26 protein-coding genes and 1 pseudogene are annotated in these 22,044 nt (G+C 65.4%); 25 read left to right on the forward strand and 2 right to left on the reverse strand.

The genetic code is table 11. The annotated features are described in order from the left end of the window. The first annotated feature begins 8 nt into the window (after positions 1-8). A complete protein-coding gene (locus AAC979_RS06830) occupies positions 9-395 on the forward strand; it encodes a hypothetical protein (protein ID WP_371346067.1) in 387 nt (128 codons plus the stop codon). A 111-nt stretch (positions 396-506) separates the two neighbouring features. Here AAC979_RS06830 and AAC979_RS06835 read toward each other — a convergent pair whose 3' ends face one another. Continuing rightward, complete coding sequence (locus AAC979_RS06835; RefSeq protein ID WP_371346068.1) at positions 507-815, reverse strand: BrnA antitoxin family protein; 309 nt, start codon at positions 813-815, stop codon at positions 507-509. A gap of 14 nt (positions 816-829) precedes the next feature. Continuing rightward, on the reverse strand, positions 830-1,084 hold the full coding sequence (locus AAC979_RS06840; RefSeq protein WP_371346069.1) for a BrnT family toxin: 255 nt from the start codon (positions 1,082-1,084) through the stop codon (positions 830-832). 388 nt (positions 1,085-1,472) lie between these two features. Between AAC979_RS06840 and AAC979_RS06845 the strand changes: the two genes are divergently transcribed. The 24 genes and pseudogenes from AAC979_RS06845 to AAC979_RS06960 all read left to right on the forward strand — a co-directional run bounded on the left by AAC979_RS06845 (position 1,473) and on the right by AAC979_RS06960 (position 20,148). Then, positions 1,473-2,093 (forward strand): hypothetical protein, encoded by a 621-nt coding sequence (locus AAC979_RS06845; protein WP_371346070.1) that lies wholly within the window; start codon positions 1,473-1,475, stop codon positions 2,091-2,093. Continuing rightward, positions 2,090-2,326, forward strand: a complete 237-nt coding sequence (locus AAC979_RS06850) for a hypothetical protein (RefSeq protein WP_371346071.1) — start codon at positions 2,090-2,092, stop codon at positions 2,324-2,326. The genes AAC979_RS06845 and AAC979_RS06850 overlap by 4 nt, the downstream gene beginning before the upstream one ends. A 64-nt stretch (positions 2,327-2,390) precedes the next feature. Further along, complete coding sequence (locus AAC979_RS06855; protein WP_371346072.1) at positions 2,391-3,545, forward strand: tyrosine-type recombinase/integrase; 1,155 nt, start codon at positions 2,391-2,393, stop codon at positions 3,543-3,545. A gap of 79 nt (positions 3,546-3,624) precedes the next feature. Beyond that, positions 3,625-3,978 (forward strand): annotated as a pseudogene (locus tag AAC979_RS06860) (P27 family phage terminase small subunit); the annotation flags it as partial. Between the two features lie 14 nt (positions 3,979-3,992). Then, positions 3,993-5,756 carry a terminase large subunit gene (locus tag AAC979_RS06865; protein WP_371346073.1) on the forward strand — a complete coding sequence of 588 codons (1,764 nt, stop codon included), beginning with the start codon at positions 3,993-3,995 and terminating at the stop codon, positions 5,754-5,756. After that, positions 5,753-7,021, forward strand: a complete 1,269-nt coding sequence (locus AAC979_RS06870) for a phage portal protein (protein ID WP_371346074.1) — start codon at positions 5,753-5,755, stop codon at positions 7,019-7,021. Before AAC979_RS06865 ends, AAC979_RS06870 begins: the two co-directional genes overlap by 4 nt. Next, positions 6,999-7,406, forward strand: a complete 408-nt coding sequence (locus tag AAC979_RS06875) for an HK97 family phage prohead protease (RefSeq protein ID WP_371346075.1) — start codon at positions 6,999-7,001, stop codon at positions 7,404-7,406. The genes AAC979_RS06870 and AAC979_RS06875 overlap by 23 nt, the downstream gene beginning before the upstream one ends. Before the next feature lie 58 nt (positions 7,407-7,464). Next, a protein-coding gene (locus AAC979_RS06880; protein ID WP_371346076.1) for an IS3 family transposase occupies positions 7,465-8,576 on the forward strand; the annotation gives its coding sequence in 2 pieces (ribosomal slippage) (positions 7,465-7,720 and positions 7,720-8,576; 1,113 coding nt in all). A 76-nt stretch (positions 8,577-8,652) separates the two neighbouring features. Next, the gene (locus AAC979_RS06885) at positions 8,653-9,609 is read left to right on the forward strand and encodes a phage major capsid protein (protein ID WP_371346077.1); all 957 of its coding nucleotides are present in this window, start codon (positions 8,653-8,655) and stop codon (positions 9,607-9,609) included. Between the two features lie 53 nt (positions 9,610-9,662). Beyond that, the gene (locus tag AAC979_RS06890; RefSeq protein WP_371346078.1) at positions 9,663-9,860 is read left to right on the forward strand and encodes a hypothetical protein; all 198 of its coding nucleotides are present in this window, start codon (positions 9,663-9,665) and stop codon (positions 9,858-9,860) included. Beyond that, positions 9,860-10,411: a hypothetical protein gene (locus tag AAC979_RS06895; protein WP_371346079.1), complete on the forward strand. Its 552-nt coding sequence runs from the start codon at positions 9,860-9,862 to the stop codon at positions 10,409-10,411. Before AAC979_RS06890 ends, AAC979_RS06895 begins: the two co-directional genes overlap by 1 nt. Further along, entirely contained in the window at positions 10,411-10,746 is a 336-nt protein-coding gene (locus AAC979_RS06900) for a head-tail adaptor protein (RefSeq protein WP_371346080.1), read from the forward strand. The genes AAC979_RS06895 and AAC979_RS06900 overlap by 1 nt, the downstream gene beginning before the upstream one ends. Positions 10,747-10,756: 10 nt before the next feature. Next, entirely contained in the window at positions 10,757-11,350 is a 594-nt protein-coding gene (locus AAC979_RS06905) for an HK97-gp10 family putative phage morphogenesis protein (RefSeq protein ID WP_371346081.1), read from the forward strand. Next, on the forward strand, positions 11,350-11,769 hold the full coding sequence (locus AAC979_RS06910) for a DUF3168 domain-containing protein (RefSeq protein ID WP_371346082.1): 420 nt from the start codon (positions 11,350-11,352) through the stop codon (positions 11,767-11,769). The genes AAC979_RS06905 and AAC979_RS06910 overlap by 1 nt, the downstream gene beginning before the upstream one ends. A gap of 28 nt (positions 11,770-11,797) precedes the next feature. Then, on the forward strand, positions 11,798-12,478 hold the full coding sequence (locus AAC979_RS06915) for a phage tail tube protein (protein ID WP_371346083.1): 681 nt from the start codon (positions 11,798-11,800) through the stop codon (positions 12,476-12,478). Positions 12,479-12,483: 5 nt separating this feature from the next. Then, complete coding sequence (locus tag AAC979_RS06920) at positions 12,484-12,846, forward strand: hypothetical protein (RefSeq protein ID WP_371346084.1); 363 nt, start codon at positions 12,484-12,486, stop codon at positions 12,844-12,846. Positions 12,847-12,935: 89 nt separating this feature from the next. Then, complete coding sequence (locus tag AAC979_RS06925; RefSeq protein ID WP_371346085.1) at positions 12,936-13,157, forward strand: hypothetical protein; 222 nt, start codon at positions 12,936-12,938, stop codon at positions 13,155-13,157. A 3-nt stretch (positions 13,158-13,160) separates the two neighbouring features. Further along, positions 13,161-14,918, forward strand: coding sequence for a hypothetical protein (locus tag AAC979_RS06930; protein ID WP_371346086.1), 1,758 nt, complete (start codon positions 13,161-13,163; stop codon positions 14,916-14,918). Positions 14,919-14,933: 15 nt separating this feature from the next. Beyond that, positions 14,934-15,770, forward strand: a complete 837-nt coding sequence (locus tag AAC979_RS06935) for a hypothetical protein (RefSeq protein WP_371346087.1) — start codon at positions 14,934-14,936, stop codon at positions 15,768-15,770. Continuing rightward, positions 15,767-17,152, forward strand: coding sequence for a hypothetical protein (locus AAC979_RS06940; protein WP_371346088.1), 1,386 nt, complete (start codon positions 15,767-15,769; stop codon positions 17,150-17,152). Before AAC979_RS06935 ends, AAC979_RS06940 begins: the two co-directional genes overlap by 4 nt. Positions 17,153-17,327: 175 nt before the next feature. Continuing rightward, positions 17,328-17,549, forward strand: coding sequence for a DNA-binding protein (locus AAC979_RS06945; RefSeq protein WP_371346089.1), 222 nt, complete (start codon positions 17,328-17,330; stop codon positions 17,547-17,549). Further along, positions 17,546-17,968, forward strand: coding sequence for a helix-turn-helix domain-containing protein (locus AAC979_RS06950; RefSeq protein WP_371346090.1), 423 nt, complete (start codon positions 17,546-17,548; stop codon positions 17,966-17,968). The genes AAC979_RS06945 and AAC979_RS06950 overlap by 4 nt, the downstream gene beginning before the upstream one ends. A 16-nt stretch (positions 17,969-17,984) precedes the next feature. Beyond that, on the forward strand, positions 17,985-18,635 hold the full coding sequence (locus AAC979_RS06955) for a hypothetical protein (protein WP_371346091.1): 651 nt from the start codon (positions 17,985-17,987) through the stop codon (positions 18,633-18,635). Next, the gene (locus AAC979_RS06960; protein WP_371346092.1) at positions 18,625-20,148 is read left to right on the forward strand and encodes a primase-helicase family protein; all 1,524 of its coding nucleotides are present in this window, start codon (positions 18,625-18,627) and stop codon (positions 20,146-20,148) included. The genes AAC979_RS06955 and AAC979_RS06960 overlap by 11 nt, the downstream gene beginning before the upstream one ends. The last annotated feature ends 1,896 nt before the right edge of the window (positions 20,149-22,044 follow it).

The raw sequence follows: 22,044 nt of genomic DNA on the forward strand, positions 1-22,044 counted from the left end.
AAAATGCTATGACTTCGAAGTACAAGCCGACTGCTATTCTTCACGTGGACGAAAAGTTCTATTCGCTTGTTCTTTCAATCAATGCCTTGTGCAGCCTGGAAACTATAACTGGCCGCCCTGCGGGCAGCATGGTGATGGAGTTGATTGACGCAGCTGCCAAGCCGCAGACGATCAGCGTGAAGATGCTGCGCACGATGCTGTGGGCGGCGCTGCGCGAGTATCATCCCGAGATCGATGAAGATGGCGCCGGTCAGATTGCGACGGACGCAGGCGCGTTCAACGTGCTGGCGGCGGTTATGGAGGCGGCGGCAGCGGCTTTCCCCGCGCCCAATATCGTCAATAAGAGCGCGGCTGAGGTGGTCGCGGAGGTGTCGGAGGCTATTCCGGCGGCGTAGCGGCTGCGGGTCATGTGGGTGCGATTGTCTCGCGCCGCGCGAGCGTCCCTCCAAGGATGCGCTGAATAGGCACGCCCTTGGAGGGAGACGCGAAACAGGTCACGGCGGGCCTCATCCGTTCGCCGCCTTCTCCAGCGCCTCGGCCATCCGGCTGCGCCAATCCTTGCCGCTCGCCTTGAACCTCTCCACCGTGGCGGGATCGAGCCGTAGGGTGACAGCCTCCTTCGGGCTTTCCACCTTCGGCCGTCCGCGCGCGCGCTTGATGCTCGCCATCAGGTCCGGGAACGCCTCGGCGAACGGCTTGGCCTGCGCCATCTGTTCGTCGGTAAGCTCCGGGTTGTCGGCATCGGTGGCGATGCCCCGTTGAATGACCGCCTCTTCCTCGTCGGAGAGCGGGTGCGTGTGCTTGGTGCCGGTCATGGACCCTCCTTGGTCTACGGCTGGAGACGACTTCTCTCTTTCCGGGTAGCCCGGCGCATGGAGATGACGGAAAGCGCCTCCGAGCCGAGGGGCTTGAAGACGACGGCGACAATGATCCGGCCGTGAAGCTCGCCGACTGCCACATAGCGGCCATCCCGCGAGGGGACGACGACCGAGCTGGCGAAGAAATCGAGATCGAGGGCGGCGAAGTCCATGCCGTGCTTGGCAAGGTTCGCTTGGCGCTTCGGCTCGTCCCACGTGATCATCATGAGAATATACGTACACGGAAAATAAGAGCCGGTCAATCTTATCTGTGTACGAAAAATATGCGCGCCGGTTCGCGTCCCTCTTGGCGAGAGGGGCGAAGCAGCGCATAAATGGGATTGGGTGTGAGAGCCCGGACGAAAGATAGACCACGGATCGGCTTGGCGGCTGATCGGTGGCGACGCAGGTAGCCCTTTGGCGAGGGCTTGCTGCAACTGGCGGCACCTTGGCGGGTGCGCCGACCTGGCCATCTTGGCCGGGAGCGGTGCTCTATGTCCAGAGGGTTCGCCCTTAAAAGTGCGCCGGCTTGTCTCTTTCGCAAGCTCTCACCTCCCGGCTGCTGGCCCGATGCCAGCGACGGCTGTGAGAGGCCGAACGAAAGAGACCAATCCCATGTACATCGGAGAAGACTACGGAGGGCCGTTCCCGCCCCCGCCTGCCGACCGGCTGGAGACCCGCCGGGAGCTTTCGCGCATCATCGAGTCGGCGCTGTCCATGCTCGATGCCCTCGACACTATAGACCCCGACCGCGAGCCGGATGGCGATGAGCTTGATGCCAGCTGGCCGGAGGAATCTGGCCCGTGCATTTCAGGCCGGGCTGTGCCGCAGGAAGACGACGAGCCTTCGCTCGGCTGGCACGCCATCGGCGGCGGGTGCTGGCGCTTCGATGATGGCAGCGACCGTGAATGGGACGCGCTGGACGAGCCGGACGGCTACGACAGCGACAGGGAGCCCGCTCTGGCGGCGCCAGAGAGTTTTCCCCGCATCTGCTACGGCGGGCCTCTCGCCGCCGCCTACGGCTTCTCTGACCGGCTGCGGGGCGCTTCTGGCGGCGATCAATCGCGATGGGCTATCGGCTGCGCCAATGACCGCGAGGAAGACGCTGGCGACGATGCCGAGGCCGAGAACGAGCACGGCGGCGATATCCTCGACCAGCCGCACGATGACGACGACAGCGGCATCGCCGACCGTGACGGCCTGTGGGAGCAGGCGCAGCGCGAGGTGTGGGCATGACGGCGCCAGCCTTGACGCATCTGCGCGAGATCCATCTGCCGGCGCTGGACGCGGCCCGCTTCTGCCTCGCGGCGCGGCTAATGGTGGAAGGCTTGAGGGATGAGCTAAGCCCGCCCCATTCCGACGCGCTGCAAGCCGTGCTGTTCCACGCCTGCGACAGGCTGGAGCAGATAGACCGGCAGATTGAGCGCTGGTGCGCAAGCCTCCCCGAGGCCGGCAGCGCCGCGAACTGACACCCTCGCCGGCCGCGCCCGGTGAGGTGCGGCCGGCTTCCCCTCATATTCAGGAGTTGAAGCTATGGCGAGCGTGGCAAAGCGCGAGTGGACCCACAAAGGCGAGACGAAAACGGCGTGGGTGGTGCGCTACACCGACCAAGGCGGAAAGCGCCGCATGAAGACATTCGATAAAAAGCGGGATGCCGACCAGTATCGAAACAAGGTGGAGACGGAAGTTGAGCGCGGGGAGCATATCATTCCAAGCCGCGCGACAACCGTAAGGGCGGCCTGCGATGCGTTTATAAAGCAGGTGGAGGTTAGGCACTCATGCGGAGAGGTTAGTGCCGGGTGGCTGTCCATCGTTCGAAATGTCATCAATGTTCATATCGTTCCGGCATTGGGCGCAAGGCAGCTGGCGACCTTGACGATTGACGATATTCAGGCACTCCACAAACGATTTCTTGATAGGCAGTCGCCGCTTACAGCCAAGCAAAACATGATGATACTTGGTCAGATTGAACGCTTCGCGGTTCGGCGTAAATTAACCATGAAGATGCCTATAAAAGATTATAGCGCCGACATAGGCCCCACAACGTACAAGCCTATACGTACATTCAACATCGAACACGCGAAAGAAATACTTAGACTTTCGGCTATAAAGCGGAAAGGGTGCCAAGAGAGATCATATATGTTTACGCGTTGTATGGTCGAAATCGCCATTTTCTGCGGCCTCCGGTGGGGGGAAATCCAGGCGCTGACCGTCTCCAGCTTCGATTTCGATCAGGGCTTTATAAAGGTTCGTCAGAGCCTTACGCGCTATGACATTCTCAAGTCGCCGAAGACTCCTTCCGGGGTGAGAGATGTGCCAATGCCTGCCCGCGTTGCCGATCTCGTGAAGGTGTGGATAGACCGGTTCTACTTGGAGAACGAGAGGGGTCTACTTTTCCGAACTCGCACCGGCACGCCCTATTATTGTTCCCATTTCCACACTTGGAACTGGCGCCCGCTTCTTGTGGACGCTGGTTTGCCATCTAACGGGGATGGTTTCCACCATTTCCACGCCCTGCGGCACTTTGCGGCTAGCATGATGATCGAGGCGGGCCTCGCCATCACCGATGTCGCCTCGATCTTAGGGCATCGCAAGTTTGACATGACGCTGCAGGTCTATGCGCACCCCATCGTTGGCATCGGGCGGCGCCATCAGGCAGCCGAGCAAATCGCCGAGGTTCTAGCCTAGGTGGCTCGCGGCGCGACAAGAACGCAACAACGCCGCCTAAGTACTTGAAAAACAAAGGCCCGATTATTTCGGGGAATGGCTCTCGGCCTGCGACGACATCCGCCGCAACGGCATCTTCCAGCTGGTCGAGACGGTGTCGGGTTCGATGATGGAGCGCACGCGCCCCATCGTCGCCTTCCGCGAGATCGCCTTCGGCAATGTGCGCAAGCTCTCGGCCGAATTCGGCCTGACGCCGCGCGAGGAATATTCGCTGTTTCGCGACCAGGCCGACGCTGTGGCGAAAAACCCCGGTCTGTTCGGCGGGATCGCGCCGGCGAGCCGCAATCCGACGACGGCCGGACCCGACGAGGCAGCCGAAGATGAACCAGCTGCGGGGCGGCTCATCGGCAGCCTGTCGTCGCTGGATTCGCTGCCGCCCGGCGGGCACTGCTGATCTGATCGCTGGCCATGGGTGAAACATCGGCGGCGGCCATCAAGGCTGCGGCCGGCAGCGCGCTGTGGCCGGAACCGGATTGGCTCAAGCAGGTCGCCGATCAGGAGGTCTATGAGTGGGCACGGCGGGCGTGGCGTCGTGCCGCCAGCCTGCCGGGCGCATGGTTCGATCACGCCAAGGCGGCCAAGGTCGTCGAGCTTTGGCCGTCATGGTTCAAGCTCACGGATGACCGCTTCCACGGCGCGCCGTTCCGGCTGCAGATGTGGCAGGACATCATCGTCCGGCTGCTGGTCGGCTGGAAGGTGCCGACCGATGTCATTGACCCATGGACCGGCAAGGCCAAGGTCGATCATGTGCGGGTGTTCCGTCGGCTGCTGCTGTGGATCCCGCGAAAGAACGGCAAGAGCGAATTCCTCGCGGCGCTGGCGCTGCTGTTCTTCGCCATAGAGGGGGTGCATGGCGGACAGGGGTTCGTGTTCGCCCGTGATGAAAGCCAGGCGAAGGTCGTGCTTCGCAAGATGAAGGCGATGATCGCCTGCAATGAGGAACTGAAGGCGGACAGCCAGCCGCAGGCCAAGTCGATCTATCTCAAGCCGACGGCGTCGCTGTTCGAGCTGCTGTCGGGCGCCGAGGAAGGCAAGCACGGCAAGTCACCGACCGTGAGCGTCGGCGACGAGATGCATGAATGGCGCAGTCGCGAGGTTGAGACCACGCTGCGGCAGGGTATGGGAACGCGCCTGCAGCCGATCGAGCTTTACGCCTCGACGGCTGGTCGCAAGACCAGCCTCACGGGTGTCGAGCTGTGGGATGAGAGCCTCGGCATCTTCGAGGGGAGGATCGACGATCCGCGCACGCTGGTGGTGCTTTTCGCCGCCGGCCCGGAGGATGACTGGCAGGACGAAGGGGTATGGAGGAAGGCAAACCCGAATATCGGGTTGTCGCCGACCTGGGATTTCCTGCGCAGCGAACGCGCCAAGGCCGTCGACAACCCGCGGGCGGAAGCACATTTCCGCTGCTACCACCTCAATCAGTGGGTGGATGGGGCTGTCCGCTGGCTCAATATGAAGAAATGGGACGCCTGCGCCCGCGATCGTGACGCCTGGCGCAGCTTCCCGGCGCGGCTCAAGGGGCGGCCCTGTTTCGGTGGCTTTGACGTTTCGTCGACGCAGGACATCACATCTCTGGTGTGGCTGTTTCCACCCTTCGAGGATGATCCGGCGTGGCACATGCTCAGCCGTTTCTGGGTGCCGGAAATGACGCTCGCCATGCGGGTGAAGAATGACCGGGTGCCCTATGACAAATGGCTGAAGGCCGGCGCGATCGAGACGACGCCGGGCGACTATGTCGACCAGAACTTCGTCAAGAAGGCGCTGCTCGACGGCATGGCGGATTTCGACGTGCAGCGGATCGGTTTCGACCCGTGGAATGCGGCCAAGCTCGCGGCCGATCTACAGGCCGAGGGGGTGGACGCTGAAGCTCTCGTGGAAGTCCGGCAGGGTATCCAAAGCCTTGGCGAGCCAAGCAAACACTTTGAGCGGCTGGTCTATGCCGGGCTGCTCGACCATGGTGGGCATCCGGTCATGCGCTGGATGGCCTCGAATGCCGTCGTCCGTTTCGACGAGAACATGAATTTCGCGCCGGCCAAGAAACGGTCGGCGGAAAAGATCGACGGCATCGCCGCCGCCGTGAATGCCTGCAGCCAGGCTTTCGCTTCGGATGACGAGGCGCCGCCGGTCTCCCCCTGGGATAACCCCGATTTCCGTCTGGTGGCCTCATGAAACTGTCCCGCTTCTGGCGACCGGCCGAGGCCCGCGCCGCGTCGATCGAGAACCCGACGGTGCCGGTCAGTTCCGAGAGCTTTCTTTCGTTCTTTGGCGTGGGGACTGCCGGCAATCTGCCGCCGGTGACGATCGACGCGGCACTGCGCGTCACCCCTGTGAGCGCTGCCGTGTCGTTTCTGTCGCGCACCTTGGCGGTGCTGCCGCTGCACGCCTATCGCCGCGTGGGTGATGGCGCGCAGCGGGAAAACGGTCCGATCGAGGCGCTGCTGGCGGCGCCTAACGCTGAGATGGGCTCCTACAAGCTGCGGCAATATATGTGGCAGCAATTCTTCACCGGCGGGCGCGGGCTGATCTGGATCGAGCGGCAGGGTGATGCGTTCGAAAATCTCTGGGCATTGAACCCGTCGCGCGTCGCGATCCGCCGGCGTGGCATGCGGCTGTTCTACGTGGTCGACGGCGAGGAATACCCTTCCACGGATGTGATCGACCTTCCCTTTATGCTCCGCGCCGACCAGACGCAGCATTACGGGCCGATCCAGCTGGCGAGCAAGGCGATCCAGCTGGCGCTGGCGATGAACGACTATGGCAGCGGGTTCTTTGCCGGCGGCGGCGTGCCCCCGCTGGCGCTGAAGGGGCCGTTGCCGCAGGGCGCCGCCGCGCTAAAGCGGGCGCAGGACGATGTGATGCGCTCGATCAAGGATGCGCGGGAGGGCGACAAGCCGATCGTCAACATTCCGGCGGGGCATGACCTGGTGCCGATCGGGCTCGACCCGGAAAAGGGGCAGATGACCGAAGCACGGCGCTTCCAGATCGAGGAGATTGCCCGCGCCTATCAACTGCCGCCGATGTTCCTGCAGGAGCTTTCCAAGCTCTCCTTCAACAATGCCGAGCAGCAGGATCTGCATCTGGTGAAGCATCTGATCGGCCAGCACGCAAAGGCGCTGGAAGATGAGATGAATCTGAAACTGTTCGGACGGGAGCGGCGCGATCTCTATGTCGAGCATAATCTCGACGGGCTGCAGCGCGGCGATTTCCGCAGCCGGATCGAAGGCCTCGCCCGCGCCATCCAGACGGCGCAGATCACGCCGAATGAGGCGCGCCGGCTGGATAACCGCCCGCCCGATCCGAACCCGGCGGCGGACCAGCTGCTCGTGCAGGGCGCGACCGTCGTGCTCGGTACCGGTCCTTTCGCGCCGCCGCCCGCTTCGTCACCCACCGATCCGCAGGATGGACAGCCCGATGCCCCGCAAGCCCAGCAGTGAGGCGGCTGACGCCGAGAAGCGCTCTGTCGTCAGCCCCGTTGAATTCCGCGCGAGTGGCGATCTCGTTACCGTGGCCGGCTACGCCGCCGTGTTCGGCGATACGGTCGATATCGGGGGCTATTTTCGCGAGGTGATCGCCCGCGGCGCCTTCACCGAGACACTGAAATCTGCCGATGTGCGGGCCTATTTCGACCATGACCCGGGGCGCGTGCTCGGGCGCAAATCGGCCGGCACGCTCCGGCTCAGTGAAGACAGCAAGGGGCTCGCCGTCGAGATCGACCTTCCCGACACCAGCGATGGCCGCGACGTGCAGGCGCTGATCAAGCGCGGCGACATCTCCGGCATGTCGTTCGGCTTCGTGGTGACGCGGCAGGAATGGGATTGACGTTGCCCCCTGAAATGACCCCGCTCAGAAGCTAGGATCCGTCGAGAGGAGACGGACGATGCGCAAGAGCCGGTTCAGCGAGGAACAGATCATCGGGATCCTGAAGGAGCACCAGGCCGGAATCCCGGTCGTGGACCTCTGCCGGAAGCACGGGATCAGCGACGCGACCTTCTACACGTGGCGCACGAAGTACGGCGGGATGGAGGTGTCCGACGCCCGCAACCTTAAGGCGCTCGAGGAGGAAAACCGGAAGCTGAAGAAGCTTCTGGCCGAGTCGATGCTCGACGTAGCCACTCTCCGCGAGGCTCTTGGAAAAAACTTCTGACGCCCAGTTCCCGGAGGAAGGTCGTGACCTGGGCGATCGAGGAGAAGGGCTACTCGCAGCGGCGTGCGTGCGGCCTCATCGGCATCGAGCCGAAGACCTATCGCTACGCCTCGACGCGAGGCGACGATACCGCGCTCCGCCAGCGCCTTCGTGAGCTGGCGAGCTTGCGTCGGCGGTTCGGCTATCGGCGTCTGCTGATCCTGCTTCGGCGAGAGGGCAAGGAGATCAACCACAAGAAGCTCTTCAGGCTCTACCGCGAGGAGCGGCTGTCGGTGCGCCGTCGCGGCGGACGCAAGCGAGCGCTTGGCACGCGAGCGCCGATGACCTTGCCGCAGGCACCCAACCAGCGATGGAGCCTGGACTTCGTCTCCGATGTGCTCGCGGACGGACGCCGGTTCCGCGTGCTGGTGATCGTCGACGACTTCACCCGGGAGTGCCTGGCGCTCGTGGCCGACACGTCGCTGTCGAGCCACCGGGTCGTACGGGAGCTGGACGCCATCATCCAACGTCGTGGCAAGCCGCTCATGGTCGTCAGCGACAACGGCACCGAACTGACCTCGCACGCGGTCCTGCGTTGGCAGCAGGACACAGGTGTCGAGTGGCACTACATCGCTCCCGGCAAGCCGGTTCAGAACGCCTTCGTCGAGAGCCTGAACGGCCGCTTCCGCGACGAATGTCTGAACGAGCACCTGTTCCAGGGCTTGCCGATGGCACGTCGGATCATCGAAGCTTGGCGGATCGACTACAACGGCCACCGGCCTCACACGAGCCTCGGCGGCCTTACCCCAAACGAGTTCGCAGCCCGGTCCAGGCAGGACCACAACCAGAACGGATTCTGGTTATGAACGAGGGCATTCAGGGGGCAACGTCAAAGGTGACGGCGCTGGCGCCAGCCTTTCCTACCGTCACGTTTTCGCCAAGGTGATCTGCGGTGCGCGGCCGGAAGAGCTGACCGGCGAAGAGCGCCAGGTGCTGATGACCGGCCGCGCCGAATTCCGCACCCAGACGGCGGGCACCAACTCCGCCGGCGGCTTCACGGTGCCGACCGAGCTGCTGTCGCAGATCGAGATCTCGATGAAGGCCACGGGGCCGATGTATGACGGCAGTGTCATCCAGGAAGTGGTGACCGCCAGCGGCAACCCGATGAAGCTGCCGACCGTCGATGATACGTCGAAGATCGCCGCCGCTCATACTGAAGGCGCGGCGCTCACCGATGACGGCGGCGAGGATGTCACCTTTGGCCAGAAGAGCCTCGACGCCTATTCCTTCGACACGGAATTCATCCGCTGGTCGTGGGAACTCGACACGGACAGCATCTTCGCCATGGAGGTGCTGCTCGGCCATCTGCTCGGCGAGCGCCTTGGCCGCACCGCCAACACCCAGTTGACGACCGGCAGCGGTTCCTCGGCGCCCAATGGCATTGTCACCGCTTCCGCGCTGGGCGTGACGGCTGCTGCGACGGCGGCGATCACCGCCGATGAACTGATCGACCTCGAACATTCCGTCGATCCGGCCTATCGCGGCGCGGCAAGCGTGGGCTTCATGTTCCACGATTCGACGCTGAAGGCGATCCGCAAGCTCAAGGATGGCGACGGCAATTATCTCTGGAGCAAGGGCGATTTCCAGGCAGGTGTGCCGTCGACCATCAACGGGCGCCGCTATTACGTCAACCAGGCCATGGACCATCTGGGCGCCGCCAAGAAGGTCGTGCTGTTCGGCGATCTCAAGAAGTACTGGGTGCGCAAGGTCGGCCAGCCGGTCATCGGCGTGCTGCGTGAGCGGTTCTGGCCGGATCTTGGCATCGCCGGCCTTATCCGTTTCGACGGCGAGGCGGCGAACACCGCCGCAATCAAGCACCTGATCACCGCCGCGTCCTGACGCGGGGCCTGTCTGCGGCGGCGGCTTCAAGTCGCCGCCCTTTTCATGAGGGATTGGCCATGAAGATCAGGATGAAGCAGAGCATTTCCGGTGCTGATTTCAGCCTTTCGCCGGGAGACGAGACCGAGCGCTTCAGCGACGATGAAGCCGGCCGGCTGATTGCCGCCGGAGTTGCCGAGGCCGTGGTTGCGTCGACCGCGCCGAAGCGCGAGCGCACCACCAAGAAGCGGCCAGCGGAGACGCGCGGCTGATGTGGTACCCGGCATCTGTCGTCACGCCGGCCGAGGCCGAGCCGGTGACGCTGGCGCAGGCGCGCACCCAGTGCCATGTGCTTTCCAGCGAAACTCATTTCGACGCGCTGCTGACGCAGTTGATCGCCGATGCCCGCGACGTGGTGGAACAGCGGTGCGGCATCCGCATTGCCGGGCAGACGGTCGTCGCCCGCTGCGACGGGTTCGCCGACTTTGTCCGGTTGCCGGTGGCGCCGGTGCAGTCTGTGGTGACCGTGGCCTATGTCGACACGGCTGGTGACGATCAGGATCTCGACGCGGGCGCCTATGATCTGCGGGCGGATGGGCTTGAAGCCGCTATCGTGCCAGCTTTCGGCCAGTCATGGCCGGCGATCCGCCCGGGATCGCGCATCAGCGTGACGATGGTTGCCGGTTTTGACGATGTGCCGCCGAGCCTGACGCAGGCCATGCTGCTGCATATCGCCGAGGCCTTCCGCACGGCCGAGCCGGTCAAGGTCGATGGCTGGACGACATTTGACAGCCGGCTAGTCAACTTCATGCGGGGCGCGTGATGTCGAGCGCGCTCTATAACCGCCTGATCAGCCTGACGCCGCCCGGCACGGAGACCGGCCGTGACGCTTTCAATGCACCGATTGTTGCCCCCGGCACGCCGGTGCAGACGCTCGCCGAATACCGCGCGCTGTCCGATGCGGAGAAGATGGAGTCGGGCGAGGTGATGGCGTCCACGAGCGCGCGCTTCCGCGTGCGCTGGTCGCCGACACTGGCCGCCATCACCCCGCGCTGGGGACTGAATTTCGAGGGGCGCGCTTTCGACATCTCCGGGCTGAAAGAACTTGGTCATCGCGACCAGATCGAGATCACCGCCTCGGCGAGGGCCGAAAGATGAGTGCTCTCTGATGGTCGGCAAGCTCAAGGTCTCGGTGCAGGGCCTGAAGGAACTCGACGCCGCGCTGGGCGAGCTCTCAAAAGCGACGGCGAAGGGTGTAATGCGGCGCGCGCTGCTGAAGGCGGCGCAGCCGATGGTGGACCGGGCGGCGGCGCTGGCGCCGAAGGACAAGGGCGACCTGTCCGCCTCGATCATCGCGGCGACGAAAAACAGCGTCGAGGGCGATGCGGGCAAGCGCGCCTTCGGCGAGACGCTGCGAGCGGGCGGCAGCAAGGCCGAAGCGCGCGCGGCGCTGCGCAGCGCGCGGCGCGAGGCGGGGGTGGGCGCGTCTTTTGTCGAGGTATCCGTCGGCCCGGCCAAGGCCAAGACCAAGCGCGCGGCGATCAAGGCCGTGGTGCAGGAATTCGGGTCGGTGAAACAGCCGCCGCATGCCTATATGCGCCCCGCTTTCGCGGCGACGCGCGACCAGGTGCTCGGCCAGATCAAGACCGAACTCACCAGCGAGATCGACAAGGCGGCCCGGCGGGCGGCGGCGCGTGCGCTGAAGCCGAAGCGCGCGCGGACCAAGCGGGCACCGAAGACCGGAACGGCGGGAGCAGCGTGATGGAAGAGGCGCTTGTGTCCCTGCTGCTCGCCGATGCCCCTCTGACGGCGCTGGTGGGCGACCGGATCAACTGGAATGTCTTTCCGCAGGGCATCGCCTCGCCGGCGATCCGCCTTGCCCGCATCGGCGGCGCTGTCGGCCTGCATATGCAGGGTGTGGACGGGCTCGACGGCGCGCTGGTGCAGATCGACGTGCGCGCCCGGGCGCCGGAGGGCAATGACGCCGCCGGCATGGCGCCGGCAATGGCGACGGCGCGGGCGGTGACGGCGCGCCTCGCCGGCTATCGCGGCACACATGGGGGCATCGCCTTTCAGGGCATCTTCCTGACCGCGCAGCGCGTGAGCGCCGACAAGATCGAGAGCGAGGTGTTTCACCTCGTCTCGCTGGACTTCGACATCTGGTCGCGCGTCGCGGCCTGACCCTTCCCTTCACATTGGAGTTGCGACCATGGACGAGCCCGGCATCGGCTACGGCAGTCTTTTCGAGATCTCGACCGATGGCGGCTCGACCTGGGCGTCGCCCGGTGAAGTCACCTCGCTCACGCCGCCCGCCTTCGCGGTGGATGCGATCGACGTGACGCATATGCAGTCGGCCAATGGTACGCGGGAGTTCATCCCCGGCCTGATGGACCCGGGCGAAGCCTCCATCGAAATGAACTTCCTGCCTGGCGGCGCGGGCGAGGCGCTGATCCTGAGCGTGCTGCGCACCAAGGTGAAGGCCCGATGCACCTTCCCGGCCGGCGAGACTGTGACTTTTGATGCCATCATCACCGGCTATGCGCCAACAGCGCCGATGGACGACAAGATGACCGCCACGCTCACGGTCAAGGTGAGCGGCGTGGTGGTGAATGACGCCGCCGCCGCGCCCGTGAACCTCATCAAGCCGGCGATCTCCGGTGTGGCGCAGGTCGGGCAGGTGCTGACCGCCTATCCCGGCGAGTGGAGCGGCGCGCCGAGCTTCGCCTATGCCTGGAAGAATGAGGGCGTCGCCCTCTCTGGCGCGACCAGCCAGACCTATACGCTGCAGGCGAGCGATAGCGGCGACACCATCACCGTCACCGTCACCGCCACCAATTCGGAAGGCAGCGCCTCGGCCACCAGCGCCGGCCTTGCCGATATCGCCGCGTGATCCCCATGATGGCGAACCCGCATCGCGGCCAGGTGCCGCTCGTCGCCGGCGCGGCGACCTATACGCTTTCCATGTCCATCAACGCCATGTGCGCACTGGAGGCAAAGCTCGGCCGGCCGATGGGCGCCATCATGACCGATATTCTGGCCATGCATGGCGACCCGGCGCGCATGTCGCTCACCCTGCTGCGCGCGGTGTTGTGGGCGGCGCTGCAAGACCATCACGCGGTGGATGAGGCCGGGGCCGGTGACATCCTGGGTGAGGCCGGCCTGCCGGCGGCGCTCGGCGGCGTGACGCAGGCCTTCACGCTGGCCTTCCCCGCGAAGAAAGCGGGGGCGGAGGCCCGCCCTCCGGTGGCGGCGGGCTGATCGACCCCGGCCCGCTTCTGTCCGGCTGGATAGAGCTTGGCCTCGACCCGTCGCTGTTCTGGGGCCTGACCCTGCGCGAAATCACGCTGATGATGGAAGGCGCGGCCGAGCGTGAACGCCGCGCCTACAATGACCGGGCCGGCCTCGCATGGACCGGCGCCGCGCTGGCGCGGGCCAAGCGCCTACCGAAACTGAAGACCCTGCTCATCCCCGGGCGCCGCGCGGCGCCGCGCCCCCAGACGGCACAAGAGCAGTTGGCGATCTTCCGCCAATGGGCGGCGGTGACGGCAAGCCCCGCACGGAAAAGGTGAGACATGGCGAAGGGACTGGTTGTCGGCAGCCTGCGGGCCATGCTCGGCCTTGACACGGCCGAATTCGACGATGGTGTCGAGCGGGTCAATCGCGGCGCGAAGGGGCTCGCCGCCAATCTGCGCAACGGGCTGGCGAGCGCGGCCAATGTTGTCTCTTCCGCCGCGCTGGGCATGGGCGCGGCACTCGCCGGCATCGGCTTTGCCGGGGTGGCGGTGGCCGTGCGCGATGCGACCGCGCAAATTGCGTCACTTGGCGACGAGGCCAAGCGCGCCGGTCTGTCGATCACCGCCTTTCAGGAATGGAAGTTCGTCGCCGAACAGAACCGTATCGGCCTCGACGCGATGGTCGACGGGTTCAAGGAGCTGAACCTGCGGGCCGATGAGTTCATCGTCACCGGCGGCGGCAGCGCGGCGGACGCCTTTCAGCGGCTCGGCTACAGCGCCGAAGACCTGAAGGAAAAGCTGCAAAATCCATCCGAACTGATGCTGGAGATTATCGACCGGCTTGGCCGGCTCGATAAAGCCGCCCAGATCCGCATCTTCGACGAACTGCTTGGCGGCTCCGGCGGCGAGCAGTTTGTGCAGTTGATCGACCAGGGCACCGCCGGCATCCGCACCACAATAGACCGAGCGCACGAGCTGGGCCGCGTGCTCGACGATGACGTGATCAAGAATGCGTCGGAGATCGATAAGAAGTTTCAGGAAATCGCTGCGACGATAAACAACGGCGTCAAGGCCGCCGTTGTCGGCGTCGTTGTGAGTCTCGACCAAATGCTGAACCGGCTCGACAAGGTCGGGCAACAGAAGGACGATACAATAAAGGCTCGTCTGGATGAGACAGATCGGGAGCTTAACCAGCTTCAAGGTCTCGCCGATTCCTACGCGCCGGACTCTTGGCAGAAGGATGCTTTCCTTTCCCAGTTCGGCCCCCGGCTGGAGGCGCTGAAGGCAGAGAAATTCGAGCTCGAAACGGTTCTCAATCTCCGCAAGGCTTTTGCCGCTGTGGACCTTGGCGGCAACCTTCCGCCTGTTGGGTCCACCTCTCCTCCCGCCGCGCCGCAATCGCCCGGCAATATCTCTGCGCCCGTCGAAGACCCGATGACGGACCAACTTTCTGCTCGGGTGGAAAGCCTGCGCCAATCGCTGATGACCGAGGTAGAGCTGGAAGAACAGAGCTACGCGCAGCGCATGGAGATGCTCACGGCCTTCTATCAGGGCCGGGAGGGGATGGAAGCCGAGTGGCGCGACATCTCGCAGCGGGCGCAGCAGGAATATGCCGACAACATGAACGCCATCGCCGAGCGGCAGGCGGCGCGAGACCAGCAAATCCGCGACATGACCTGGCGCGGTGTTTCCGACACCCTCGGCTCACTGTCCGATCTCGCGGCGACCTTCGGCGAAAAAGGCTTCCTGGCTTCCAAGGCGTTCGGCATCGGGCAGGCGGTGGTGAATACCGCCGTGGGCGTGACCGAGGCGCTGAAACTGCCGGTGCCGGCCAACTTCGCGGCGGCTGCCGCCGTGGCAGCCGCTGGTGCGGCGCAGATCGCCAGCATCGCCGCCGCCCGGCCCGGCGGCTCCAGCCGGCCGAGCGTGCCCTATTCCTCCGTCGCCACAGCCGCACCGGCCGGGTCGACGGACAGCGCCAGCCGGGCGCCGGCCTATGTCGAGATCAAAGGCGACGTGTTCTCGCGCCAGGCGGTGATCGAGCTGATGTCGCAGATCAGCGACCTGATGGGCGACGGCTATGAACTCAAGTATTGATCGGGGCTGCTGATCATGGCGCTTGTTCTTTCTTATGCGCTGGTGCTGGCCGATCCGCTCGACAGCACCGACGCCAGCGCCCCCGTGCTCGGCTGGCACAGTGTGGTGCAGGCGGGCGGCATCCTTGCCGAGTATGAGGCGGCGGGATACCCCGCCAGCAACCTTGCCACGCCTTCGACAGCGGAAGGCTGGCGCTCCACCAGCGCGGCCGAGCAGACCGTGACCTTCGCCATTCCGGGGGGCGAGGGCGTGGATTATGTCGGGATCGAGCGGCACAATCTTGGCTCGATCGGCTGCAACCTCTCGCTCGAAATTCCGGACCCGGAAGATGAGGGCGAGTGGATCGAGCTTGCGGCGCCGCTGGTGCCGGCTGGCGACGCGCCGCTGATGTTGCGCTTCCCGCTCACCTATACCGGCGGAGCGCTGCGCTTTCGCCTGGCGATGCCGGACGGCGCCGTGCCGCCGGAAATCGCCGTGGTCTATATCGGCCGGCTGACGCGCATTCCGCGCGGCATCCAGCCCGGTGCGGTGCCGATCCGCTATGCCGGCTCCACCGACATTGTGACCGGCTTTGCCGAGAGTGGGGATTATCTCGGCCGCATCGTCACCCGCCGCGCGCTCACCACCAGCGTGAGCTTCCGCTACCTGCCGGATAGCTGGTTTCGCGCGAACATGGACGGCTTCGCCCGCGCCTCGATGGAGCGACCGTTTTTCTTCTGCGTCCTGCCGGCGCTCTACCCCGGCGATGTCGGTTATGGCGTGCTCAAGGGCGACCTGCGGCCCGAACAGGAAATGACCGGCGAAGGGGTGATGGTGCACATTACCCTGCAGATCGACGCGGTGGCGCTATGAGGGTGCTGACCTTTGTCGAGATCGACCTTGAGATCTGTTCGCTCACCTATGGCGCCGCACCGTGCACCGCGACGCTCACCGGCGGCTCGCCGACCGGCACCCGCAAGTGCTTCAATAGCCGGCGAACCTGCCAGGACCGGGTGAACTACGCGGCAGCGGCCGAGCCGCTGACGCTGCGCTTTGCCTTCGGCACGGCGGACCTCGCGGCAAGCGGGATCGAGGCGATTGGCTGCCTCGACGATGTGAGCGTGACGCCAGCGGTGATTTCGCTCGGCAAGGATCTGGGGCAGCGGGCCAGCGCTTCCGTCCGCTTCAAGGATTTCCGCTGGGGCGACAGCAAGCTCGGCTTCGACCCCTACCGTACCGAGCGAGATTATGACCCCTTCGCCACCGGGACGTTCTTCGGCAAGCTGCGGGCGCGCCAGCCTTACCTGCGCCAGCGGGCTTTGCGAGTGATACGGGGCGAGCTTGGCCAGAGCCTCGACCAGATGGAGGTGCGCCATTTCCTGATCGAGAGCTTCGAGGGCCCGTCGCTTGATGGTGCCTTCACCATCACCGCCAAGGATACGCTCAAGCTGTTGAGCGGCGACCGGGCGCAGGCGCCCAAGCCCTCTAACGGCTTCCTGCTGGCGGATATCTCAGAAAGCGCGACCACGGCGACGCTGGCGCCTTCCGGCGCGGGCAACGCCGAATATCCCGCCAGCGGCTTTGTCTGCATTGGCGGCAAGGAGGTGTGCGGCTTCGTCCGGGACAATGACGTGCTGACCCTGACGCGGGCGCAGCGCGGCACCAGCGCGCAGGCGCATGAGGCGCAGGACCGCGTGCAGCTGTGCCTCGACTATGTCGGCAAGACCCCGGCCTTCATCATCCGCGACCTGATGGTGAGTTATGCCGAGGTGCCGGACAGCTATATCCCCCTCGCCGAATGGGAAGAGGAGTGCGAGACACATCTGCGCCGGGTGTATTCGCGCAACGTGCCGGAGCCCAACGATGTAGAGGATCTGGTCGCCGGGCTGATCGAGCAGGCCGGGCTGGCGGTGTGGGATGACGATGCCGCCCGCAAGCTGCGGCTACAGGTGCTGCGGGCGATCCCGTCGAATTCCGAGGTGATCGACGACAGCGTGATGATGGCGGGCACGCTGCGGGTGCGCGAACAGCCGAAAGAGCGCATTTCGCAGGCATGGACCTATTTCGGCCTGCGCGATCCGACGCAAAAGCCGGACGATGCCGACAATTACCGCAGCGCGGCGCTCACCATCGACGCCGACGCGCAGGCGGATTATGGCACGCCGGCCTATCGCAAGATCCATGGCAGCTGGATTTCCGCCTTCGCCCGGGTGGTGGCGCAGCGGGTCAACAATATCCTAATTAACCCGACATGACACACTGAGAAGAATAACCGCATAATTATCAAACACTTAACCCGCCCCGGAAGGCATCCGAGGCGGGTTTTTTGTTGCCTACGCGTGGCAAGGCAAAGCCTTGCAAATCCACGAAAGGACGCATGCGTCCGGCGGCGCCGCGCGACAACGGCGCGACAACAGTGAGGCGTTTCAAATGAGCGAAAAAGAGGATGCCGGGGTAATCCATGGCTATGAGGCCATCGGGGAGTACCTGGGCTTGTCGGCCCGGCAGGCGAAGCATTTTGCCGGTAAGGGAGACATTCCAACATTCAAGCTGGGGGCCAAGGTCTGCGCTCGTCGCGCCTCTCTCGACTCATGGCTTGCCGATTTGGAAGCCAAGGCCAGCGCTCCCCACACCGATGGGGGCGGCAAATGAACGTTCCCGGATTTGCCTATCTGCCGACTGCGGCGGCGATGGATGCGCGGCTCAGCCCGATGGCGGTGCGCGTGCTGCTGCTGGTCGCCACCATGATGGACGGCGGCTTCGTCTGCGAGCCTGCGGTTGGCGAGATCGCCACCCGTGCCGGCATCACCCGCAAGTCCGCCCGCCGGGCGCTGGGTGACCTGATCGCGCTCGGGTATCTGTCGGTTGCCGAGCGCTTCCGCGACGATGGTTGCCGCCTCACCAACGCCTTCGCCATCGGCCGGCGCTGGTATGAGGCGGACGATGCGGGTTTCCTGCCCTATGGCGAGCCGCAGGGGCACCAGCCGGGCTTGCCGTTCCCGCCCGGGTGCCGGCTTGTCTATGACGATGCTGGACGGCTGGTGGATTCGTCCTGGCAGGCGCCAGAGTGAGGCGGGAGCGCTTCCCGTGTCGCGCGCTGCGCCGCCCCGCCTGCCGGATGTTTCACCGGACGCGGGATGGGCTTCGCTGGCCTATGCGGCAGCGGATGCGGGCCTTTGCTCGCCCTTCGATGCGCTGGCCCTTCACCACGCCGCGTTGCCGTTTCCTGACGCCTCCGAACTCGCCGCGCTGCGGGCCGCAGGCATAACCGACGCCACGCTGCGGCTTGCCCGCTGCGCCCCGAAGGCGGCCACGGTGCGGATGATGCCTGGAGGGCGCTTTGACTTTCGCCACGATGGCAGGCGGGCGCTCGTCATTCCCGCCTACGGGTTCGGTGGCGACTTCATCGACATGGTGGCGTGGTTTCCGGCTCGCCCCGACAAGCCCGCCAGCCTCGAAGGGCGCGCCGTGCTGCTGGGCGAGGATCTGATTGAAGACGCCGCCACCTTCTTCGACGGGGCGCCCTGCAGCGTCTTCCGCGACGTGCTGGGCTGGCTGAAGGCTGGCGGGCGCGGCCTTGTCGTCATCGACCGGGCGCGCGTCTGGCGGCGGCTGATGGGCATAGGCGGCCCAATCTGCGGCGAGGATGCCGACCACGCCCGCCAGCTTCTCGACATCGTAACGCCGCCGCGCTCCTGCCGCGTGCTGGCGCCTCTGGAGCAAGAACATGACGCATGACAAAGACAGGTACATCGAGGTTGGCGGGGATGACGCGCCGCACGATGCGGGCCGCAAGGGAAAGGCCAAGGCCAAGCTGAAGGCGGACGACACGCCTCGCGAGCCGCGCGCCATGGGATATTCGGTGGATGCGATGAACCGGGAATGGTGCGTCGTGCTCATGCGGTCGCGGCTCGTGATCATCCGCGAGGCTGGCGACGGGCCGCTGGGTCGATGCGTCAATGTGCTGGGAATGGATGCGTTCCGGGCTTGGAGCCTCAACAAGGTCACTGAGAAAAAGGACCGGGACGGAAAGATAACGGTGGAGACGTGGGCGGATGCATGGCTTCGCTCGCCAATGCGGCGCGAGTATACCGGCATCGAGTTCCGGCCCGGCGACGATGCCAAAACAACGCCGGGATACATGAATATGTGGCGTGGCTTCACTGTGGCGCCCGTGTTCAAGAAGAACGGCTATGCCATCTTCCGCGATCACCTGTTCAACAATGTCTGCGAGGGTGACGAGCACCTGTTTCGCTGGGTCTTCGGCTGGCTGGCGCACCTGGTGCAGAAGCCGCGCGAGCGGATCGGCACCGCCCTCGTGCTCCGGGGTACCATGGGCGCCGGCAAGAGCAAGATGGGCGAGGTTGTCGGCTCGCTGATCGGCCCGCACTATTTCGCCGTTGATGATCCTCGTTATGTCATTGACCGGTTCAACGCCCATCTTGTCGGGTGCCTTCTGCTGCAAGCCGAAGAAGCGTTCTGGGCGGGCGATAAGGTCGCGGAAGGTCGCCTGAAAGGACTGGTGACCTCTCATGTGCAGATGATCGAGGAAAAGGGTGTCGATGCGATCGCGGTAGATAACTACGTGCGCATCATGATCACCTCGAATGAGGACTGGGTTGTTCCGGCCGGCATGAAGGAACGCCGCTGGTGCGTTCTCGACGTGAACCCACGCTGTGCGCAGAACAACGAATACTTCAGGGAAATGGACGAGCAGCTTGACGCCGGCGGGCGCGAGGCGCTGCTGTTCGACCTGCTTCACTTCGACCTGTCGGGCATCGATCTGCGGCGCATCCCGCGCACGTCGGGCCTGCTTGAGCAGAAGCTGCATTCCCTCGATAGCGTGACCAGCTGGTGGTATCACCGGCTCGAAAGCGGCGCCCCGACCAAGGGACTTGACCGCTGGCCCGAAGCACTGCCCGTCGATACGCTGTTCCAAGATTACATTGAAACATCGGAGCGGATCGGCATTCGTCGCCGGGCCGAAATGACTTCATTCGGCATCAAGATGCGGCGCCTTGTGCCTGGGCTGACCGCCGAGCGCCGGACGTGGGAGATCCACTCCGGCACGTTCAAGCGGTGCCGCTGCTATGTGCTGCCCGATCTGGCGTCGTGCCGCGCCGCGCTTGAGGAAATGCTTGAGCAGGCTATCGTATGGACGCGCGACGCTGATGCTGAGGATGAGGCCGATCAACCGTCCGAAGGGGACGGCCCGGCGCAGGGAGTAGACGACGGAAGCGGCGAGGGTTAGCGTGCCTCTACCGTTGGTGCTGCTCTGCGCCCGTTGCGTTGGCGTACCTGTCACACGTTCGGCCACCTCTTAAATGCAGGTTGCCACCTAATCACCCCGACATTTCAATAGCTTGGCATACCTCCACACCTCGGGGTCACGCGCGGGATCGCGCACGCGCGCGCCCCTCTTCTTATATTTCTTAGTTATATCAAGCGGTTAAGGTAAGGGGCCTTCGGGTTGGTGGGAGCAGCGCCGCGCATCGCCGTGTTCGGTTCATCTTGCCATCAGTCGGGCGGCGGCCCGGTTAACAGGGCCGGGCGCACGGGCGCCGTCGGTGCTGGATGCTTGAGGCATGGCACATGCCTGCGTCGTGGCGCGAGCGCGTCGGGGGTGGGGGGTGTCAAAAGTCTGGAAGGCGCGTTGCCCGCAGACCCGCGTCCCTCGCATTGAGGGATTTTTTTCCGGTCGAGCGAGAATTCAGGGGCACGACGCCGCAAGCGTTCAATTAAAACGTTTTAAATCAATGGGTTAGATATAGTCTGGCCCATGGCAAGCCTATTTATTTCCCTATTGTGAGCTGATGGCCAAGGGGAGGGGTGGGTCAAAACTCTCCAGCCTTCGCCGCCGTACCGGCGCCCAAGAGCGAGTTTTTCGGCGCGTAATTCCGCCGGTAGTTTTTTTCGACGCAACACCAATGACTTAGGAACTCGCGGCGGCTTCCGTTGCCGTCCCGCGATGCTGCTGCCGTGCGCCCACTGCGGCGCCGGCCTCGCCCTTCGCTTCCTTTCCAGTCCACTACGGAGGCTCGTCCATGAGATCGAGCGGTTTCCCCCGTCGTCACGCCGACGATCTCGGGAGCGATGACCTAAGCGCATCACGCGGGCGACTGCCGCACGTCCCGGTTCCCCTTGGCCTTGCGGTGCGGTTGGTAATGGCACGCCTGGCAATGCGCATGCAGAAGCGCCCCGAAGCGCCTACCTCACCAGCCCGGCATCCCCGCCGGCCCTGATGCGGCGCCGGCAGGTTCGGGGCGCCGCTCGCCACCGGATCGCCGGCCCGCTCGCCAGCGGGCGCCGTGGGCGGGCGTTCTGGCCTTGGCGCGACCTCGGCAGGGGGCACGCCGCTCATCTGCCGCCAGCGGCCCGCTCTGCGGCTGGGCTCGCCGGATCGCCCCGGCATCCTCGCCGGCCCTGACGCCGCGCCGCAGGTTCGGGGCGCCGCTCGCCATCGGATCGCCGGCCCGGCTCGCCAGCGGGCGCCGTGGGCGGGCGTTCTGGCCTTGGCGCGACCTCGGCACCGGGCACGCCGCTCATCTGCCGCCAGCGGCCCGCTCTGCGGCTGGGCTCGCCGGATCGCCCCGGCATCCTCGCCGGCCCTGACGCCGCGCCGCAGGTTCGGGGCGCCGCTCGCCATCGGATCGCCGGCCCGGCTCGCCAGCGGGCGCCGTGGGCGGGCGTTCTGGCCTTGGCGCGATCTCGGCACCGGGCGCGCCGCACCTTCGCCGCCAGCGGCCCGCCCTGCGGCTGGGCTCGCCGGATCGGCCCGGCATCCTCGCCGGCCCTGACGCCGCGCCGCAGGTTCGGGGCGCCGCTCGCCCTCGGATCGCCAGCCGGGCGCGCCAGCGGGCGCCGTGGGCGGGCGTTCTGGCCTTGGCGCGACCTCGGCACCGGGCACGCCGCACCGTCGCCGCCAGCGGCCCGCCCTGCGGCTGGGCTCGCCGGATCGCCCCGGCATCCTCGCCGGCCCTGACGCCGCGCCGCAGGTTCGGGGCGCCCCTCGCCATCGGATTGCCGGCCCGGCTCGCCAGCGGGCGCCGTGGGCGGGCGTTCTGGCCTTGGCACGGCTTCGGCACCGGGCGTGCCGTCCGTCGCAATCAGCGGCCCGCCCTGCGGCTCGGTGCGGCCGGTTAGGTCT

Source organism: Ancylobacter sp. IITR112 (genome assembly GCF_041415945.1).
Lineage (GTDB): Bacteria > Pseudomonadota > Alphaproteobacteria > Rhizobiales > Xanthobacteraceae > Ancylobacter.

Excerpts from the sequence above, each read along its gene's own strand:
- AAC979_RS06870 (WP_371346074.1), top strand. The coding sequence starts at position 5,753 with ATGAAACTGTCCCGCTTCTGGCGACCGGCCGAGGCCCGCGCCGCGTCG.
- AAC979_RS06900 (WP_371346080.1), top strand. The coding sequence starts at position 10,411 with ATGTCGAGCGCGCTCTATAACCGCCTGATCAGCCTGACGCCGCCCGGC.
- AAC979_RS06925 (WP_371346085.1), top strand. The coding sequence starts at position 12,936 with ATGATGGAAGGCGCGGCCGAGCGTGAACGCCGCGCCTACAATGACCGG.
- AAC979_RS06905 (WP_371346081.1), top strand. The coding sequence starts at position 10,757 with ATGGTCGGCAAGCTCAAGGTCTCGGTGCAGGGCCTGAAGGAACTCGAC.
- AAC979_RS06895 (WP_371346079.1), top strand. The coding sequence starts at position 9,860 with ATGTGGTACCCGGCATCTGTCGTCACGCCGGCCGAGGCCGAGCCGGTG.
- AAC979_RS06945 (WP_371346089.1), top strand. The coding sequence starts at position 17,328 with ATGAGCGAAAAAGAGGATGCCGGGGTAATCCATGGCTATGAGGCCATC.
- AAC979_RS06865 (WP_371346073.1), top strand. The coding sequence starts at position 3,993 with ATGGGTGAAACATCGGCGGCGGCCATCAAGGCTGCGGCCGGCAGCGCG.
- AAC979_RS06935 (WP_371346087.1), top strand. The coding sequence starts at position 14,934 with ATGGCGCTTGTTCTTTCTTATGCGCTGGTGCTGGCCGATCCGCTCGAC.
- AAC979_RS06920 (WP_371346084.1), top strand. The coding sequence starts at position 12,484 with ATGATGGCGAACCCGCATCGCGGCCAGGTGCCGCTCGTCGCCGGCGCG.
- AAC979_RS06950 (WP_371346090.1), top strand. The coding sequence starts at position 17,546 with ATGAACGTTCCCGGATTTGCCTATCTGCCGACTGCGGCGGCGATGGAT.
- AAC979_RS06910 (WP_371346082.1), top strand. The coding sequence starts at position 11,350 with ATGGAAGAGGCGCTTGTGTCCCTGCTGCTCGCCGATGCCCCTCTGACG.
- AAC979_RS06915 (WP_371346083.1), top strand. The coding sequence starts at position 11,798 with ATGGACGAGCCCGGCATCGGCTACGGCAGTCTTTTCGAGATCTCGACC.
- AAC979_RS06930 (WP_371346086.1), top strand. The coding sequence starts at position 13,161 with ATGGCGAAGGGACTGGTTGTCGGCAGCCTGCGGGCCATGCTCGGCCTT.
- AAC979_RS06840 (WP_371346069.1), bottom strand. The coding sequence starts at position 1,084 with ATGATGATCACGTGGGACGAGCCGAAGCGCCAAGCGAACCTTGCCAAG.
- AAC979_RS06940 (WP_371346088.1), top strand. The coding sequence starts at position 15,767 with ATGAGGGTGCTGACCTTTGTCGAGATCGACCTTGAGATCTGTTCGCTC.
- AAC979_RS06850 (WP_371346071.1), top strand. The coding sequence starts at position 2,090 with ATGACGGCGCCAGCCTTGACGCATCTGCGCGAGATCCATCTGCCGGCG.
- AAC979_RS06835 (WP_371346068.1), bottom strand. The coding sequence starts at position 815 with ATGACCGGCACCAAGCACACGCACCCGCTCTCCGACGAGGAAGAGGCG.
- AAC979_RS06855 (WP_371346072.1), top strand. The coding sequence starts at position 2,391 with ATGGCGAGCGTGGCAAAGCGCGAGTGGACCCACAAAGGCGAGACGAAA.
- AAC979_RS06830 (WP_371346067.1), top strand. The coding sequence starts at position 9 with ATGACTTCGAAGTACAAGCCGACTGCTATTCTTCACGTGGACGAAAAG.
- AAC979_RS06875 (WP_371346075.1), top strand. The coding sequence starts at position 6,999 with ATGCCCCGCAAGCCCAGCAGTGAGGCGGCTGACGCCGAGAAGCGCTCT.
- AAC979_RS06845 (WP_371346070.1), top strand. The coding sequence starts at position 1,473 with ATGTACATCGGAGAAGACTACGGAGGGCCGTTCCCGCCCCCGCCTGCC.
- AAC979_RS06960 (WP_371346092.1), top strand. The coding sequence starts at position 18,625 with ATGACGCATGACAAAGACAGGTACATCGAGGTTGGCGGGGATGACGCG.